Genomic DNA, 13673 nt, shown 5'->3' with positions numbered 1-13673 from the left:
GGCCTGAAACAAACGTCCCGGCGGGAGTGCCGCGATTAAGCCCGACGGCGGCCGGCCACCTTGGGTGACCTGCCGCCGTCGCACCCGGTGGGACAAGTGATCCTAGGCGAGGGCGGCCAGCCGCGAGTTGCTGCGCCCGAAGAGCGCGCGGTCCAGGGAAAGCCGGCCGGCGCCCGTGAGCGCCAGCGCGAATGCCGCGGCGGCCAGGAGCAGGACGAGTTCGTAGCCGCCGTTTGCGGCAAAGATGCCGGCGGGAGCGTGCACCAGGAAAAGGGCGCCCAGCATGTCCAGGGCGAGGAGGGCGGCCACCACTCGGGTGAGGATCCCCAGGATCAGGGCAACGCCGCCCGCCAGTTCCAGGACGGCGACGGCGGGTGCCACGAGCCCGGCTGCCGGAACCCCCATTTTGGCGAAGGATGCCTGGGTGCCGGCGATGGTCCATTCGTTGAACTTCTGCCATCCGTGGGCTGCGAAGAGGAAGCCAAGGACGATGCGCAGGGCGGTGAGGGCGGTGGTGGTGAGTCGTAACTGGTTCATGGATACCACTCTTGCCGACCAATGGTTGAAGTGTCAACTATTCTTTGGGGGACTGTGGGCTTTCTCATCTCCGGAGCGTGTTGTCGGCGGCCGCGGTTAAGCTGGCAGCGTGCCCCAACAACCCGCCCCCTCCGCCGTGGCCGGCCGCCAAGGCCATGCCCGGGAGATACTCCGCCTTGCTGTCCCTGCCTTTGGCGCGCTGGTGGCTGAGCCCCTCTTCCTGCTGGCGGACTCCGCCATTGTGGGACATCTTGGTGTTGCGCAGCTCGCGGGAGTGGGGCTGGCATCTGCGGTGCTCCAGACTGCCGTCGGACTCATGGTCTTCCTGGCCTACTCCACCACGCCCGCCGTGGCCCGCGCCATTGGTGACGGGCAGTTGGGCAAGGCCCTTGCGGCAGGGCGCGACGGCGTGTGGCTGGCATTGCTCCTCGGCGTGGTCCTCGCCGTGGCAGGCATCGCGGCGGCCGAACCGCTGATTGACCTGATGGGGGCCCAGGGCAGCGTCCGGACCTTTGCGGTCGATTACTTCCGCTGGTCCATGCCGGGCCTGGTGGCAATGCTCTTGATCTTCGCCGGCACCGGTGTTCTCCGCGGACTGCAGGACACCCGCACCCCGCTGGTGGTGGCCACGGCCGGTTTCGGGGTCAATATTGTCCTGAACCTGTGGCTTGTGTACGGGCTGGGCATGTCTGTGGCTGGTTCCGCGGTGGGCACCAGCCTGGCCCAGTGGGCCATGGCGGCTGTCTATGTGGTGATGGTGCGGCGCAGCGCAGTGCGGCAGGGCGTGAGCCTGCTCCCCAGCTGGCGCGGCATCCGCAGCATGACGCGGGTTGGATCCTGGCTGATGCTGCGCACGCTCAGCCTCCGGGCCGCAATCCTGGCCACGGTGCTGGTGGTGACGGCCCAGGGGAGGTCAACCTTGCCGCCCACCAGCTGGCCATGACCATTTTTTCCTTCCTGGCGTTCGCGCTGGATGCCCTGGCGATCGCGGCGCAGGCGCTCATTGGCAAGGAGCTCGGCGCGTCCCATGCCGCCAGGGCCCGGCTGCTGACCGGAACGATGATCCGCTGGGGCGCGGGGTTCGGCGTGGTGACGGGCCTGCTGCTGGCAGCGGCAGCCCCTCGGCCGGGGCTCTGTTCACCACGGACCCCCAGGTGCAGCAGGCACTCACCGCTGCCCTCTGGATCCTGGCGGCCGGGCAGCCGATCGCCGGCTATGTCTTTGTCCTGGACGGTGTGCTGATCGGCGCAGGGGACGCGCGGTACCTCGCGCTGGCGGGGCTGGTGAACCTTGCCGTCTACGTGCCGCTGCTGGCAGCGGTTGCCTGGTCCGGTGCCACCGGCACCACCGGGCTCGCATGGCTTTGGGTGGCCTTCGCGCTGGGGTATATGGCGGCGCGCGCCGTGACGCTGGGCCTGCGTGCCCGGTCCGACCGCTGGATGGTGCTGGGCTCTGCCTGACGCGGCCCGGTTAGACCTTCCAGCTGCCCCCACTAAACTGGACCGGTGACACAACCATCCACCCCCGCCGGTGCTGCTCCCGGAACCACCGCCCGCCACGACCTCTGGAAGCCGGTCCTGCTCCGTGCGGCCGCTGCCCTGGTGTTTGGCGCCGTGACGGTCTTCTGGACGTCACCGTCTGTGGAGGTCATGGGCTGGGCCGGGGGACTCTATCTCCTGGCCGCCGGTGTGGTTTCCCTGCGGACCGTCCCCGCAACCGGATTCGCGCAGAACTCGGCGGCCGGAAAGCTGCTGTCCGCCGCCGGCGCGGTCCTGGCCGGCGCAGGCTTTGCCGTGCTCCTCCTGCACAGTGACCTGCTGTTCGGGGTGATCGCAGCCCTGGGCCTGGGCGCAGCCGGCATCCTGGAGCTTGCCTGCGGCCTGCAGCACAGGGGCCGCCATGTTCTTGCCCGCGACTGGATTGCCTCCGGCGTCATCGGGATTGGAACCGCTGTTCTCCTGCCGTTCTTCATCAGTCTCGGTGCCCATGCCCTGCTGGGCGTGGCCGGTGGAGGCGCCATTATTTCCGGCGTCCTGTGGGTGCTTTCCGGCCTGACGCTGCGGCACGATGCCCGTGCCGGCGCAGGGAAGCCGTAAACTAGGGGGAGCGCCCTTCTACTTTCTGTAGAAAATTCGGTGCGACACCGCAATTCGTAAACCGGGCCGGCCGTGCGCCGCCCGCAGGGAGGAACCACCGTGGCTGACCAGCATCAAGGAAAACCGCGCAAGCTGCGGACCTCGGTGAAGGGGCCGCTGATGTTTTCGGCATTCTGGGCCGTCGTCGCCTTCGTGGCAGTGTTGATCTTCGCCTCCGGTGGAAGCGCACGTGCACCCCGGTTCGACCTCGCGTTCACCGCAGCCGGCATCGCCTTCATCGCCACCCTGGTGATCGCCGCAATGCTGTCCATGAGCTACAAGGAGAACGCCGAACACCTGGGCAAGGGATCAGGGGTGAACCTGAGTTCGGCGCCCAAAGGATCCCCGCACGCAGGGCCAAGCCATGGCTTCGGAGCTCCCGGCAACCAGAACCCGCCGGCATCCGGCGATGGCACTGACGAAACTCCCCAGCGCTAGCCGTTACCGGCGGCAGCCGGACAAAGCGCGGGAAAATCCCTACCCCGCAGCAGCCTGGCGGGCCCGGTAAGCAGCAACATGCGCACGGTTGGCACAGTTGCCGGTATCGCAGTACCTCTTGGACCGGTTGCGGCTCAGGTCCAGCACGGCGGCATCGCAGTCCTCTGACTCACACATCCGCAGCCTGTCCATCTCCTTGCTGCGGATCACATCAGCCAGGGCCATGGCCGCTTCGGTGCTCATCCGGTCGGCAAGGGGTGCCTCGGGCGCCGTGGCATGAAGGTGCCAGTCCCATCCGTCGTGCTTCATCAGCTGCGGCAGCGCGTTGGCGTCCCGCAGCAGCCGGTTGACGGTTTCCACGGCGGCGTCCTCACCGGCTGTCCATACCGCGGACAGTTCACGGCGCAACTGCCGCACGCTTTCCAATTCCGCAGCGTCCCGGTTCCGGGAGCCGGAAAAACCCTCCGCGGCCAGGAAGCTGTCCAGGTCCGCAACGGAGGCCAGGCCTTCCCTGCCATTCGCGGCCGTGTTGATGAGGTTCACCACCGTCCGCAGCGCCACTTCAGTGTCAGGGGCGAAAACCATGTTGACTCCTTACAGCGCCTGAGCGTAGTGTCATGAGCATTACCCCACTTTACTCCTGACAGGAGGCAACGGTGCCTGCCGCCCAAAACCACACCCCCACCCCGGAACTGTCCCCCAGGCGTCCCGGCTTCCAGGCCTCCGGGCTCGGCGTCGCGCTGTTCTCCTCCGCCGTCTTTGGCCTGTCCGGATCCTTCGCCAAGTCGTTGCTGGAAACCGGCTGGTCCCCGGGGGCGGCCGTGACTGCCCGCCTGACGGGAGCTGCCCTGATCCTTGCCCTGCCCGCGGCGTGGGCGCTTAGGGGCCGCTGGAGCCAGTTGAAGGACAACTGGCTCACCATCATGCTGTTCGGACTCATCGGGGTGGCGGCATGCCAGTTGTTCTACTTCAACGCAGTGGCCCTGCTCTCCGTGGGCGTCGCGCTCCTGCTGGAGTACCTGGCCCCGGTGATCATCGTCCTGTGGCTCTGGGCCGCCAGCCGACGCCGCCCGCGCGTCCTCACGGCCGGCGGGACGCTGCTGTCGCTGGCCGGGCTGGTACTGGTCCTTGACCTCACCGGAGCCGTGAAGGTTGACCTGGTGGGGGTGCTGTGGGGCATGGCTGCCGCGGTCTGCCTGGCCATCTACTTCTTCATCACGGCAAAGGAAAATGACACGCTGCCGCCCATCGTGCTGGCTTCCGGCGGCCTGCTGGTGGGTGCGGCCGCCATGTGGCTCGCTGCCGCCACGGGCCTGCTGCCCATGGCCTTCAGCACTGCGGACACCACCCTGGGCCCATGGCTTACGCCGTGGTGGGTGCCGCTTGCCGGGCTGGTGGTGCTGGCCACCGTGCTGGCGTACGTCTCGGGCGTCATGGCGGCCCGGGCCCTCGGTTCCAAGGTGGCGTCCTTCGTGTCGCTCACCGAGGTCCTCTTCGCCGTGGTCTGGGCGTGGCTGCTGCTTGGGGAACTGCCTGGCACCATCCAACTCCTGGGCGGGGTGCTGATCGTCGGCGGGGTCATCCTGGTAAGGCTCGACGAGCTGCGTTCCCCCGCCACCATTGCTCCTTACGACGGCGGAAAGGGCACCCAGGTGCCGGCGTCACCGCTTGAGCACGCGAACGACGTCGAGCCTGTCCCTTAGGAGCGCAGGTCCCGTAAGCCGGGCACCGGCGTCGCACGCCAACACAAAAGGGCAGGGACACCACCTGGTGTCCCTGCCCCTTGCCGGAATGCGGCGATAAGCCTAGTTCGATGCCTGGCTCTGCTGCTCGGCGTTGCGCTTGGCCTGCGCGCCGGCTTCCTTCAGCGCCTCGGCAACCTTGGTAAGCATGGTGGTGTGGGTTCCGGACCACTCCTGGCGGAACTTATCAGCGTCCGGGCCCTTCCAGTCAGTGCCGCTCAGGACCTTGGTGAGAGTGGACTTCTGCGTCTCGATCTCGGACGCCCCTGCCAGAAGCTTGCTGCCGAGCTGGCGAAGCTGCTCAACGTCTGCACCCCAAATAGCCATCAGTTTCTCCTTGTTAGGTCGTGGATCCGAACCAGATCGGCTCCCCAGTGGCCCCCCGGCTCATCCGGAAGATCCATTGCCTCAAACCTATCCCGGCCCCCAAAACAGTGTCGATGGGCAGCCCTGCCCATGCCGGGCTCCCCATGGACGCCGGGTAGGGACCATGAAAAGGGGTCGATCCCAGGCGTTGGAAGAGCCTAGCATGGCGGTATGTGCCGGAATATCCGAACCCTTCACAACTTTGAGCCGCACGCCACCTCCGAGGAAGTGCACGCGGCGGCGCTGCAGTATGTCCGCAAAGTCAGCGGCAGCACCAAACCGTCCAAGGCCAACCAGGAGGCCTTTGATGAGGCCGTGCACCAGATAGCCCACATCACGCAGCACCTGCTGGATTCCCTGGTGACGCAGGCGCCGCCGAAGGACCGGGAGGCCGAAGCGGCCAAGGCCAGGGCGCGCGCCGCGGTCCGTTACGGCGCGGCCTGAGCCCGCGCTGCTACTTGCCGAAGCTGCGCAGCCGCAGAGAGTTGGCCACCACCAGCACCGAGCTGGCAGCCATGGCAGCTCCTGCGATCATGGGGTTGAGCAGCCCCAGGGCGGCCACCGGGATCCCCACGGCGTTGTAGAAGAACGCCCAGAACAGGTTGGTCTTGATGGTGCCCAGGGTCTTCCGGGACAGTTCGATGGCCTGGGCCACCTGGGCGAGGTCGTTCCCCATCACCGTCAGGTCCGCGGCTTCGATGGCCACATCGGTCCCGGAGCCCATCGCAATCCCGAGATCCGCCTGCGCAAGCGCCGCGGCATCATTGACGCCGTCCCCGGCCATGGCCACCGTGGCCCCGTCCGCCTGGAGCTTCCGGACTGCTGCCACCTTCCCTTCCGGCAGGACGCCTGCATGGACGTCATCCGCGGCGATGCCGACGGCGGCAGCCACCTGGGCGGCGACGGCGGCATTGTCGCCGGTCAGCAGGATGGGCCGCAGGCCCAGCGCCTTAAGCCGGGCGACCGCTGCGGCGGACCCTTCCTTGACGCTGTCCCTGAGGCTGATGATGCCGGCGGGCGTGCCATCCACTGCCACGCAGATGGCCGTGGCGCCGCCTTCCTCTGCAGCAGCCAACTGCGCCTGCTGGCCGCCGTCCAGGGCAATGCCGTTCTGCTCCAGCCAGCTGCCCCGCCCGGCCATCACGTGGCTGCCTTCGACGGTGCCCGACACCCCGCCACCCGGGGCGGAACTGAACCCCTGGACTGGCGGCAGGTGCACTGAAGGCGAGGTGCCGCCGTCGTCCCCTGCGGGCGCCAGGCGTGCGGCGGAAACTGCTGCTGCCGCAATGGCGTGCGCAACCGGGTGCTCGCTGGCGGCCTCAACGGCTCCGGCCAGCCGGAGGACATCCCGGTCCTGGAAGCCGGGGAACGCGGCCGTGGCATCCACGGCCAGGGCGCCGGTGGTGACCGTCCCCGTCTTGTCCAGCAGGATGGTGTCCACGGTGCGGGTGTCCTCCAGGACCTGGGGGCCCTTGATCAGGATGCCCAGCTGTGCGCCGCGTCCGGTTCCGGTCAGCAGGCCCACCGGAGTGGCCAGGCCCAGCGCGCAGGGGCAGGCGATCACCAGCACTGCGACGGCGGCCGTGAACGCCTGCCGCAGGTGGCTGCCGTCGGCGCCCGGGCCGGCGACGAGGAGCCAGAGCACGAACGTCAGGGCGGCGATGGCCAGGACCACCGGTACGAAGACGGCGCTGATGCGGTCGGCGAGCCGCGCGATGGGGGCCTTGCCGGTCTGGGCCTGCGACACCAGGCGCGCCATCTGGGCCAGTGTGGTTTCGGAGCCGACCCGGGTTGCCCTGACCAGCAGGCGGCCGGAGGTGTTGATGGTGGCACCCGTAACGCGGCTGTCCGGCCCCACCTCGACGGGGACGGACTCACCCGTGACCAGGGAGGCGTCCACCGCGGAGGCGCCGTCCACCACCACACCGTCGGTGGCGATCTTTTCACCCGGCCTTACCACCAGGACGTCGCCCACCTGCAGACCGTCCGCGGGAATTTTCTCTTCCCGGCCGCCGCGCAGGACGGTGGCGTCCTTGGCGCCCAGGTTCAGCAGGGCCTGGAGGGCGTCGCCGGCCTTTTGCTTGGCATTGGCCTCCAGGTACCGGCCCAGGAGAAGGAAGGTGGTGACCACCGCGGCCACCTCGAAGTACAGGCCGCCGGACATGCCTTCCATGCCGGGATGCTCCGTCATGCGCGGGTCCGCCAGCAGCTGCCAGGCGGAGAAGGAGTAGGCGGCGGCCACGCCGAGCGACACCAGGGTGTCCATGGTGGAGGCGAGATGGCGGGCATTGACTGCTGCGGCCCGGTGGAAGGGCCACGCCGCCCACGTGACCACCGGCAGCGCCAGGACCGCTGCCACCCAGCCCCAGTGCGGGAACTGGAACGCCGGAACCATGCTGACCAAAAACACCGGGACTGTCAGCACCGCAGCGGCGGCCAGGCGCGGCCGGAGACTCGAAGCGTGGACCTCAGCAGACGGGTCCACCGGCCGCGCCCCCGCACCAGTAGTGCTGCGGTGGCGGACCCTCGCCTTGTACCCGGCAGCCTCGACCGTTGACGTGAGCTGTTCGTCGGTGATGCCCTCGGGGACCGTCACGTACGCCGACTCCAGCGGCAGGTTGACGGTGGCCGCCACACCGTCGAGCTTGCCGAGCTTCTTCTCCACCCGGTTGACGCAGGACGCGCAGGTCATCCCCTCGATGTCCAGTTCGACGATCCGGGTACCCGGTGGGTGGAGCAGTTCCTGGTGGCTCATGTCAGCTTTCCGCGGTGTAGGGGTTTCTAGGCCTCGTTGGCAACCACCAGGTAGCCCGCCTCAGCGACGGCCTCCCCGATGTCGGAGGGTGGGAGTTCCTTGCTTGAGGTGATGGTCACGGTGGAGACCCCGCCGGCGTTCAGGTCGACGGTGACCTCTTCAACGCCTTCGAGGGCTTCAAGTTCTTCACTGACGGCCGACACACAGTGCCCGCAGGTCATGCCGGAGACGCTGATGGTCGTGGTGGTGGGAGAGGTGGTGCTCATGGCTTGCTCCTTCAGTTGGGACGGCGGTGGCCGGGATCCGGGTTTTGGTGGGTGTCAGCGAAGCAGTCGGCCGATGGCGTCGGCGGCTTCCTTGACTTTGGCATCGATGGCTTCAGCGCGTGCTGCCGGGTCCGGCTCGGAGGCTGCACCCACCACGCAGTGGCCGATGTGTTCCTCGACCAGCCCCAGGCTGACGGCGTGCAGGGCCTTGGTGACGGCGGCAACCTGCGTGAGGATATCGATGCAGTACTTGTCCTCATCCACCATCCGGGCAATGCCCCGGACCTGCCCCTCAATGCGCTTCAGGCGGCGAAGGTACGCGTCCTTGTTTTCCGTGTAACCGTGCTGGGCTGCGTAACCGTGTTGGGCTGCAACGCCGGACTCCGCGGCCGGTGGTGCGGCTGCTACCGCCGCAACGGCTTCTTCGATAGCGTTCATGCAGCCAACCTATACCCCTTGGGGGTATGAGCGCAAGTACCCCCTAGGGGTATCCGGGAACTCTTCCCACCCGTCCGTGGGACAGTATCCCGGGCACAAAAAAGCTCCGGAGTGCGTTATTGGGGGATACGCACTCCGGAGCAGCTTTTGGGCAAATCCGGCTTCCACTCGTGTGGATCGGCCTTGCTTGAATCAGCTTACTGGCAGGTACGGGCAGCGCGCCAGCACCACGAATAAGTACTTTCGCTTTACTTTAAACCCGCCATTTCCAGGCGCATTTTCCCCGGTATCCGCCGCTCAGGGCCTGTCCTCATGGGCCGGCATCCGGTATGGAACCACAAGCACGGGGCGGCTTTGGTGGTGGCTTAGCCACTGCCCGACCGATCCGTTGAGTGCCTCCGAGAGCCGGTGCGTGAAGCCGCGCTCGGAGGTGCCCACGATGATGACCGGGGCATCCAGTTCGGCGGCCAGTTGCGCCAGCGCCCGTGCGGGATCGCCTGAAAGGGTGCGGAAGGACCACTGCAGGGGCCCGCCGTCGGAAGGCACCTTGTCCGCCGCAGCCTGGACCTGTGCCTTCAACTCCGTTGTCAGCGCCAGCATGTCGTCATCTGCGTCCGGGTGCAGGGAAAGCCGGTGGGCGGAGCGGGCCGGGTCCCATTCCACCAGGTAGCTGGCTTCGTCCACGTACGCGCAGACCAATGGCGCCGACAACCGGGCTGCCAGGGAGGCTGCGGTCTGGAGAACCTCCGGGTGCTGTTTGGGCATGATTCCCGTCAGCAGCGGAGCGCCGTCGAAGTTTTCCCACGTCATGCTGCAATTGTCCGCCCGCACCGGCTGCATGAACAGGTTCGTTCGGCCCGTCAGACCTCCGGAGTGCGGGCCCGGAGGCCTAGGGAAGGCTGGGATATGCCGTGACCACCACGTTCTTGCCCCACGGATCCTCGGTGTAGCAGCTGATGAGGACCAGCCGGTTGGGCACCATGTCCCAGACGGGGCTGTCCTTGAGGCTGGACTTCAGGTAGGTCGTGACGCTGTCCACCCGGTAGCTGATGGTTCCCGCCACTGTTTCCACCTCCAGGCGGTCGCCAACGGCCGCCGCCGAACTGAGGTGGTTGAAGGGAGCATCCGCGCCGTCCCAACTGTGGCCAATCACGTAGGTGGTGTTGCCGGAGCCCTTGCCCGGAACCCCGAAGGGCGTGAGCCAGTAGCCGTCCTTGGTGGCGGGAGGTTCAATGGTCCGGCTGTATTGGGCCCCACTGTCCAGGTCCAGCGGGTGGACGGGCACATCGAAGGCGGCCGACGGGTAGCGGATGCGGACCGGCTGGGATGCCGCCGGAAGCTCCGGTCCCGCAGGCGCTTCCGTTGCTGTTTCGCCAGGAGCCTGGGCTGCCGCTGCCTGGTCGGGTGCCGCTGCGGCGTCCTGCAGGCCGGTCTCCGCAATGGGAGCCGCCCCCGCGGCGGATGGAATGCCGCCACGAACCAGGGCAACCGAAGCGGGGGCATTTCCGATTGCCAGTGGCGGTGCCGGGTGGAACAGGGGAGCGCCGAGGGTGAATGACACGAAGGCGAGGACGCCACAGCACAGGATTGCCAGGTCACCGGCGTTCCACCGGCGCCATATGCGCCGCCACATGCCGTGCTGGGGGCTGCGTGCCGGCTTCGATCCTGCCGCATGGCGCTCCTCACGGGTTGGCGGGGGTGGAAGGAAGGCGTCCTGCCGGGCACTGGCAGGACGCCTTCCTTGTCAGGGGGCCACTGGTGGTGGCGGTGTTCCGGCTAGCCGACAGTGTGCAGCGGACGCGACTGGCGCCGTACTGCCACCACGGTCCCCGCGGCAGCAAGCGCTCCCAGGCCTACCAGCCAGCCCGGCAAGCCATCGGGTGCTCCCACCGCCGTCTGTGCGTTGTAGCCCTGGTTGGTTCCGACGCTGACGGGTGCCGCGGCAGGGGCGGCCTTGGGTGTGGCAACAGCCTGCTTGGCGGGCGCCGGCTGCGCGGGTGCGGCAGCAGGGGCCACAGCCGCCACAGCGGCCGGAGCAGTTCCACCGGTTGTGTCGCCGCCGGTGTTGCCGCCGGTATTGTCGCCGCCGGTGTTGGTGTTGCCGCCGGTATTGTCGCCGCCGGTATCGCCGCCGCCGGTATTGTCGCCGCCGGTGTTGCCGCCGGTATTGTCGCCGCCGGTATTGTCGCCACCGCCGCCGTTGCCGCCACCGTTGTTGCCGCCGCCGTTGCCGTTGCCGTTGCCGCCACCGTTGTTGGTGCCGCCGCCGCCACCGTTGCCGTTGCCGCCACCGTTGCCGTTGCCGCCACCGTTGCCGCCACCGTTGCCGTTGCCGCCACCGTTGCCGCCGCCGTTGTTGGTGCCGCCGCCGTTGGTGCCGCCACCGCCGTTGCCGCCACCGTTGTTGGTGCCGCCGCCGCCGTTGCCGCCACCGCCGTTGCCGCCGCCGTTGTTGGTGCCGCCGGTGCCGCCGCCGTTGGTGCCGCCACCGCCGTTGCCGCCACCGTTGTTGGTGCCGCCGCCGCCGTTGCCGCCACCGATGTTGTTGCCGCCGCCGTTGTTGGTGTCACCGGTGTTGTTGCCACCGCCGTTGTTAGTGCCGCCGTTGGTATTGATCTCCAGCGGTATCAGGGCGCTTCCGTTTGAGCGGGCGACCACCACCTGGTCGGAAGCCGCGATGGCGGGCGCTGTGAGGCTGATAAGGCCAAGCCCCATCACCCCCATTGTTGCTAAGGTGCGTTTCATTTTGTCTCCCCATATATGTGTGAAACGGACCATGGCGAGGAAAGGCCAGCGGTGACGCCGTATGCCCCAGCAGCACGGTCAGCTTGCTTGAGATTTCAGGCTAGGAGCGCCGCCTTGCGCAGTCGCCAGTAGGGGATACTCGTCTTTCAACGGGGTTGGCCGGGAAAGTTACCTGCCAGTACTTGAAACCCGGCCGGACACACCTGCTTCCGGCCGCAGCACCTTGTCCCCCGGAGGGGCCGCGCCTAACGTTTAAAGCGACGCAAGGAGGGGTTTCGTGGAAATCTTTATGTGGTGGCTGGACCTGGACCTCGCCAGCAAAGAGTGGCTGCGGGAAAACCTTTATGCGGAGGAACTGCCCCTTCCGGTGCTCCAGGGCATCGCTGAGGCGGGCGGCCCGCACCCCGGAAATCCCGCCGCCGTGCTGACCGTCGCCGACTGGGACTTCATCCAGACGCAGTCGGAGTTCGTGGACTGACTCCTGCCTCTGTGAATGTGGAGCCTGCGCACCTGGAAACGTTGCGCGGTGACTGATCCGGTGGTTGCATGGTCCGCATGGCAACGGCCGCAGAATCATTTGTCCTGGCAATCGGGACCAAGAAAGGGCTGTGGCTTGCCACGAGCCGGGACCGGCAGGAGTGGTCCTTCACCGGGCCGCACTTCCTCATGGCGGAGATCCCCAGCATCGGGATCGATACCAGGGAAGGCCGCACGCGCATCCTGGTGGGTGTCCGCAGTCCGCACTGGGGACCAACGGTTGCCCACTCCGACGACTTCGGCACCACCTGGACCGAGCCGGAACAGGGCGCCATCAAGTTCCCAGAGGACACCGGGGCAGCATTGGAGCGGGTCTGGCAGATCTATCCGGACGCCGAGTCCCGCCCCGGAGTGGTATGGGCCGGAGCCGAACCCATCTCCGTCTGGAAATCCACGGACGGCGGGGAGCACTTCGAGCTGAACCGCGGCTTGTGGGACCACCCGCACCGCAGCGAATGGGGAGCGGGCTATGGCGGGGCGGCTGCGCATTCGATCGTGGTCCAGCCGGCCGGGGAAACGGTGCACGTTGCCATGAGTACCGGCGGCGTTTACCGCTCGCTGGACGGCGGCACCTCCTGGGAGGCGCGCAACAAGGGCATCTCGGCCTACTTCATGCCGGACCCCAACCCCGAGTTCGGCCAGTGCGTGCACAAGATCGCCGCCGATGCCGCCGTGGAAGGGCGCCTCTATGCCCAGAACCACCATGGGGTGTACCGGACGGACGACAATGCGGACAGCTGGACATCCATCGCCGAAGGCCTGCCTGCCGATTTCGGCTTCGTCATGCTCACGCATCCCCGCAGGGAGGGCACCGCCTGGGTTATTCCGTTGAAGGCCGACGGCGAACGCATCCCGCCCGACGGAAAGCTTGCCGTCCACCGCACCGACGACGCCGGGAACACCTGGAAGCGGCTCAGCACCGGGCTCCCTGAGCACGAATACAACAGCGTGCTCAGGGACGCGGCGTCCGTGGACACCGCAGATCCCGCCGGCGTGTACTTCGGTACGCGGGGCGGGACGGTCTATGCGAGTGCGGATGAAGGGGAGACATTCAGGGAGGTGGCCTCCCACCTGCCTGATGTCCTGTGTGTCAGGGCGGCCGTGGTGGCAGGTGCCTGAGATTTCTTTGCTGCTGCCCAGCGTCCTGCAGCCCCTGGCCGGCGGGCAGTCCGTACTGACTGCGCCCGCGGACGGGCCGGTGACGGTGGAAAGCCTGCTCGATGCGGTGGCCTCCGACTACCCGGTGCTGGGCCGGCGGCTCCGTGACGAAACCGGTGCGCTGCGCCGGTTCGTCAACATCTACGTCAACGGCGACGAGGTGCGGCGGTTGCAGGGCCTGGATACCAGGGTGGCGCCGGGCCAGGAAGTACTGGTGATCCAGTCCGTGGCCGGCGGCTAACCGGGAGGCGGGCCGGTGGCGGGCAGTCCTTACTGACTACGCCCGCAGCCCCGCATCCAGGTCCCTATGCCACACGCCAGACGGTGCATTCGTCCGTATTGATTGCTTTCCGGACCCCCGTGATCCGGTCCAGGATCCACACCACCCCGATGCCGGGCGCCGTTTCCTGCACGCTGCCGCGGCGGATCACCACGTCGTCGTAGGAAGGGCCTACGGAGAGGCGGGCTTCGATTTCGTCACCGCGGTGGAGCTGGTCCAGGGCGCGGACTCTGGTTACATGCGTGGTCGCTTTCTTCAACATCGGGGGCCTCCTGG

General features: G+C 67.7%; 17 protein-coding genes and 1 pseudogene. 8 read left to right on the top strand and 10 right to left on the bottom strand.

All coding sequences use genetic code 11. The features are described 5' to 3' along the window. Positions 1-102: 102 nt before the first annotated feature. Positions 103-537, bottom strand: coding sequence for a DoxX family protein (locus OUO20_RS17080; protein ID WP_026265854.1), 435 nt, complete (start codon positions 535-537; stop codon positions 103-105). A gap of 136 nt (positions 538-673) precedes the next feature. Here OUO20_RS17080 and OUO20_RS17075 point away from each other — a divergent pair. The 3 genes and pseudogenes from OUO20_RS17075 (at position 674) to OUO20_RS17065 (ending at position 3110) form a co-directional block, all read left to right on the top strand. Beyond that, positions 674-1997, top strand: a pseudogene (locus OUO20_RS17075) (MATE family efflux transporter). 45 nt (positions 1998-2042) lie between these two features. Continuing rightward, positions 2043-2633, top strand: a complete 591-nt coding sequence (locus OUO20_RS17070) for a hypothetical protein (RefSeq protein ID WP_268002235.1) — start codon at positions 2043-2045, stop codon at positions 2631-2633. 99 nt (positions 2634-2732) lie between these two features. Further along, on the top strand, positions 2733-3110 hold the full coding sequence (locus tag OUO20_RS17065; protein ID WP_018769823.1) for a hypothetical protein: 378 nt from the start codon (positions 2733-2735) through the stop codon (positions 3108-3110). 39 nt (positions 3111-3149) lie between these two features. On the opposite strand, the gene OUO20_RS17060 is transcribed toward OUO20_RS17065, so the two are convergent. Beyond that, positions 3150-3695, bottom strand: a complete 546-nt coding sequence (locus tag OUO20_RS17060; RefSeq protein WP_018769822.1) for a CGNR zinc finger domain-containing protein — start codon at positions 3693-3695, stop codon at positions 3150-3152. Between the two features lie 71 nt (positions 3696-3766). Here OUO20_RS17060 and OUO20_RS17055 point away from each other — a divergent pair, with 71 nt between their 5' ends. After that, positions 3767-4813, top strand: coding sequence for an EamA family transporter (locus OUO20_RS17055; protein WP_268002234.1), 1047 nt, complete (start codon positions 3767-3769; stop codon positions 4811-4813). A 102-nt stretch (positions 4814-4915) separates the two neighbouring features. On the opposite strand, the gene OUO20_RS17050 is transcribed toward OUO20_RS17055, so the two are convergent. After that, on the bottom strand, positions 4916-5179 hold the full coding sequence (locus tag OUO20_RS17050) for a WXG100 family type VII secretion target (RefSeq protein WP_268002233.1): 264 nt from the start codon (positions 5177-5179) through the stop codon (positions 4916-4918). A gap of 210 nt (positions 5180-5389) precedes the next feature. Between OUO20_RS17050 and OUO20_RS17045 the strand changes: the two genes are divergently transcribed. After that, on the top strand, positions 5390-5662 hold the full coding sequence (locus OUO20_RS17045; protein WP_018769819.1) for a DUF2277 domain-containing protein: 273 nt from the start codon (positions 5390-5392) through the stop codon (positions 5660-5662). Positions 5663-5672: 10 nt separating this feature from the next. On the opposite strand, the gene OUO20_RS17040 is transcribed toward OUO20_RS17045, so the two are convergent. From OUO20_RS17040 to OUO20_RS17015, 6 genes are all read right to left on the bottom strand, one after another. Beyond that, positions 5673-7973 (bottom strand): heavy metal translocating P-type ATPase, encoded by a 2301-nt coding sequence (locus OUO20_RS17040; protein WP_268002232.1) that lies wholly within the window; start codon positions 7971-7973, stop codon positions 5673-5675. Between the two features lie 26 nt (positions 7974-7999). Beyond that, complete coding sequence (locus tag OUO20_RS17035; protein ID WP_018769817.1) at positions 8000-8239, bottom strand: heavy-metal-associated domain-containing protein; 240 nt, start codon at positions 8237-8239, stop codon at positions 8000-8002. Positions 8240-8293: 54 nt separating this feature from the next. Continuing rightward, complete coding sequence (locus OUO20_RS17030) at positions 8294-8677, bottom strand: metal-sensitive transcriptional regulator (protein ID WP_018769816.1); 384 nt, start codon at positions 8675-8677, stop codon at positions 8294-8296. Between the two features lie 297 nt (positions 8678-8974). Beyond that, positions 8975-9487, bottom strand: coding sequence for a universal stress protein (locus OUO20_RS17025; RefSeq protein WP_026265853.1), 513 nt, complete (start codon positions 9485-9487; stop codon positions 8975-8977). 79 nt (positions 9488-9566) lie between these two features. Beyond that, the gene (locus OUO20_RS17020) at positions 9567-10310 is read right to left on the bottom strand and encodes a class F sortase (protein ID WP_442781095.1); all 744 of its coding nucleotides are present in this window, start codon (positions 10308-10310) and stop codon (positions 9567-9569) included. Positions 10311-10453: 143 nt separating this feature from the next. Continuing rightward, positions 10454-11392 carry a hypothetical protein gene (locus OUO20_RS17015; RefSeq protein WP_268002231.1) on the bottom strand — a complete coding sequence of 313 codons (939 nt, stop codon included), beginning with the start codon at positions 11390-11392 and terminating at the stop codon, positions 10454-10456. 307 nt (positions 11393-11699) lie between these two features. Between OUO20_RS17015 and OUO20_RS17010 the strand changes: the two genes are divergently transcribed. The 3 genes from OUO20_RS17010 (at position 11700) to OUO20_RS17000 (ending at position 13358) form a co-directional block, all read left to right on the top strand. Next, the gene (locus OUO20_RS17010) at positions 11700-11900 is read left to right on the top strand and encodes a hypothetical protein (protein WP_018769813.1); all 201 of its coding nucleotides are present in this window, start codon (positions 11700-11702) and stop codon (positions 11898-11900) included. 68 nt (positions 11901-11968) lie between these two features. Next, complete coding sequence (locus OUO20_RS17005) at positions 11969-13078, top strand: WD40/YVTN/BNR-like repeat-containing protein (protein ID WP_018769812.1); 1110 nt, start codon at positions 11969-11971, stop codon at positions 13076-13078. Then, positions 13038-13358, top strand: a complete 321-nt coding sequence (locus OUO20_RS17000) for a MoaD/ThiS family protein (RefSeq protein ID WP_377204588.1) — start codon at positions 13038-13040, stop codon at positions 13356-13358. Before OUO20_RS17005 ends, OUO20_RS17000 begins: the two co-directional genes overlap by 41 nt. Positions 13359-13422: 64 nt before the next feature. Here the strand turns inward: OUO20_RS17000 and OUO20_RS16995 are convergent, their stop codons facing one another. Further along, positions 13423-13659, bottom strand: a complete 237-nt coding sequence (locus OUO20_RS16995; RefSeq protein WP_056392396.1) for a hypothetical protein — start codon at positions 13657-13659, stop codon at positions 13423-13425. Positions 13660-13673 lie beyond the last annotated feature (14 nt).

It is taken from the genome of Arthrobacter sp. FX8, from assembly GCF_026723805.1.
GTDB lineage: Bacteria > Actinomycetota > Actinomycetes > Actinomycetales > Micrococcaceae > Arthrobacter.
This window is presented reverse-complemented; position numbering and strand designations above follow the sequence as displayed.

Excerpts from the sequence above, each read along its gene's own strand:
- OUO20_RS17000 (WP_377204588.1), top strand. The coding sequence starts at position 13,038 with ATGTCCTGTGTGTCAGGGCGGCCGTGGTGGCAGGTGCCTGAGATTTCT.
- OUO20_RS17025 (WP_026265853.1), bottom strand. The coding sequence starts at position 9,487 with ATGACGTGGGAAAACTTCGACGGCGCTCCGCTGCTGACGGGAATCATG.
- OUO20_RS17050 (WP_268002233.1), bottom strand. The coding sequence starts at position 5,179 with ATGGCTATTTGGGGTGCAGACGTTGAGCAGCTTCGCCAGCTCGGCAGC.
- OUO20_RS17040 (WP_268002232.1), bottom strand. The coding sequence starts at position 7,973 with ATGAGCCACCAGGAACTGCTCCACCCACCGGGTACCCGGATCGTCGAA.
- OUO20_RS17015 (WP_268002231.1), bottom strand. The coding sequence starts at position 11,392 with ATGGGGCTTGGCCTTATCAGCCTCACAGCGCCCGCCATCGCGGCTTCC.
- OUO20_RS17080 (WP_026265854.1), bottom strand. The coding sequence starts at position 537 with ATGAACCAGTTACGACTCACCACCACCGCCCTCACCGCCCTGCGCATC.
- OUO20_RS17060 (WP_018769822.1), bottom strand. The coding sequence starts at position 3,695 with ATGGTTTTCGCCCCTGACACTGAAGTGGCGCTGCGGACGGTGGTGAAC.
- OUO20_RS17030 (WP_018769816.1), bottom strand. The coding sequence starts at position 8,677 with ATGAACGCTATCGAAGAAGCCGTTGCGGCGGTAGCAGCCGCACCACCG.
- OUO20_RS17005 (WP_018769812.1), top strand. The coding sequence starts at position 11,969 with ATGGTCCGCATGGCAACGGCCGCAGAATCATTTGTCCTGGCAATCGGG.
- OUO20_RS17045 (WP_018769819.1), top strand. The coding sequence starts at position 5,390 with ATGTGCCGGAATATCCGAACCCTTCACAACTTTGAGCCGCACGCCACC.
- OUO20_RS17020 (WP_442781095.1), bottom strand. The coding sequence starts at position 10,310 with ATGTGGCGGCGCATATGGCGCCGGTGGAACGCCGGTGACCTGGCAATC.
- OUO20_RS16995 (WP_056392396.1), bottom strand. The coding sequence starts at position 13,659 with ATGTTGAAGAAAGCGACCACGCATGTAACCAGAGTCCGCGCCCTGGAC.
- OUO20_RS17035 (WP_018769817.1), bottom strand. The coding sequence starts at position 8,239 with ATGAGCACCACCTCTCCCACCACCACGACCATCAGCGTCTCCGGCATG.